The organism is Brachybacterium sp. AOP42-C2-15, from assembly GCF_052377065.1.
In the GTDB taxonomy this organism is placed as follows: domain Bacteria; phylum Actinomycetota; class Actinomycetes; order Actinomycetales; family Dermabacteraceae; genus Brachybacterium.
In genome coordinates this window covers 1-1,589 of record NZ_JBQSWK010000096.1, presented here as the reverse complement: position 1 = coordinate 1,589, position 1,589 = coordinate 1, and the positions used below count along the sequence as shown (strand labels likewise).

The 1,589-nt window shown below is 66.7% G+C and carries 3 protein-coding genes and 1 pseudogene; 1 reads left to right on the top strand and 3 read right to left on the bottom strand.

Annotated features, from left to right (window positions below; all coding sequences use genetic code 11):
- Positions 1-3: 3 nt before the first annotated feature.
- The 3 genes from ACT3SQ_RS19170 to ACT3SQ_RS19160 all read right to left on the bottom strand — a co-directional run bounded on the left by ACT3SQ_RS19170 (position 4) and on the right by ACT3SQ_RS19160 (position 1,321).
- The gene (locus tag ACT3SQ_RS19170; protein ID WP_444502889.1) at positions 4-168 is read right to left on the bottom strand and encodes a hypothetical protein; all 165 of its coding nucleotides are present in this window, start codon (positions 166-168) and stop codon (positions 4-6) included.
- 267 nt (positions 169-435) lie between these two features.
- Positions 436-750, bottom strand: coding sequence for a hypothetical protein (locus tag ACT3SQ_RS19165; RefSeq protein ID WP_147522362.1), 315 nt, complete (start codon positions 748-750; stop codon positions 436-438).
- 205 nt (positions 751-955) lie between these two features.
- Positions 956-1,321 (bottom strand): type II secretion system F family protein, encoded by a 366-nt coding sequence (locus tag ACT3SQ_RS19160; RefSeq protein WP_444502888.1) that lies wholly within the window; start codon positions 1,319-1,321, stop codon positions 956-958.
- Positions 1,322-1,404: 83 nt separating this feature from the next.
- On the opposite strand from ACT3SQ_RS19160, the pseudogene ACT3SQ_RS19155 reads away from it, so the two are divergent.
- Positions 1,405-1,589, top strand: a pseudogene (locus tag ACT3SQ_RS19155) (GIY-YIG nuclease family protein); the annotation flags it as partial.

The following is a 1,589-nucleotide window of genomic DNA, read 5'->3' as shown; positions in this document are numbered from 1 at the left end:
TGTTTACATCGCGTACTCCGCCGTCGTTGCACCGGTGTCATCGGCCAGGCACTCCCGCACGTTCGCCGGCTTCACGACCGCGAGCTCAGCGACCGCCGCCTCATCTCGTCCGTCCCCGTCCGGATCCTGGTCCGGCGCCAGCAGGTCCGTTCCCGTCACCATCGTCATGGTCATCCCCTTCCGCTGCGGCGGGGCCTCCCCCGCCTCCGCCCCGCGGGGACCTCCCGCCGGGCACGGCAACCGAGTGGTTTGCCGTGCCACGAGAGTGGACCCGATCAGCGGGCTGCGATTGGGACGTGGAAGGGCTGTGGACACCACGGACGGATTCCACCTCCACGCGTGCGCACCTCTCCCATGCACACGAACGGCCTGTGACGCATCAGTGCGCCACAGGCCGCGTCGAGCTCGGCTGTCAGGTCAAGATGAGTCTGGTTCTCAAGCCGGGCTGAGTCGCTCGCGGATCGCGTCGAGGTCACCGCGGAGGAACAGGTCTGCAAGCACGCGGACCGTCTCGCGATCAGGCGCCTGCGACGACTCGAACTCGCCACCCTCCTCGACGTTCTCGAAGGTGATGGCATCCGGGTTGACGTTGAGGTTCCACTCATCGGAATCCGTCATGAAGACATCGCGCCAGTCCTCATCGCGGCCCACCTGCGCGACCGAGTCGTAGAGCTCCATGAATCCCTCGAGCGATGCCTCGGCCGGGGTTTCCTGCCCGTACCGGTCGTACATCGTGATCGTTCGTGCCATCGTGTGCGTCTCCTCTACAAGTCCGGACAGGTCCGCAGTGGAACCGACCGCCCCACCGGCACCACAGTATCGATCCAGGCGCTCCGCGTGTTCCGCACTCAGAATCTCCAGAAGTCGACGACCCCGGATATCACGTCCCTCATGTGAAGGGCTCTGAGTCCGAGTCCCCGACGTCTAGCGCCCCCGACGCCAGAATCCCCCGCCCTCAGACTCCCCCGAACGCGGGCCCCAGACCGCTCACCAGTGTCAGGAGCACCGGGACGACGCCCAGCAGGACGAACGCCGGCAGCACGCACACGCCCAGCGGCAGCACGAGCATGACGCCCAGCCGCGCAGCTGCGATCTGTCGTCTGCGGTGCTCGCCGCGCCGCAGCTCGTCCGCGTGCGACTGCAGCAGCGGTGCCAGCGCGACTCCCGTCCGCGCGGAGAACCGAATGACCGCCACCACCGAGGCCAGAGCTCGTGCCGCAGGACTCTCACCTGCGACGCCATCACCGGCCGCACCTCCCGTGGTCTCCTCCCACCGGAGGTCGTCGAGTCCCCACCGTGCCGCTCGGGCGATCTGGCCCAACCCGGACCTGTCGCCTGCGGCTCGCGGGACAGCGCTCGGACACCTTGGCGTATCGCATCCTCGATCCGTTCGAGGTGGCTGAGATGGAGCTGTACCCGGTCGAGCACCTCCGTAAGGAGCCCGTCAAGGAGAAGCGTGCACAGGTAGACGCGATCGAGTACTCGGCATACGTTCACGCGATCAGGGACTCGAAGTACAAGGCGATCCTCAACGAGAAGATTCCGCCGGTGTCGCCGCTCGTCGAATTGCCAGCGTCTCATCGCTTTAC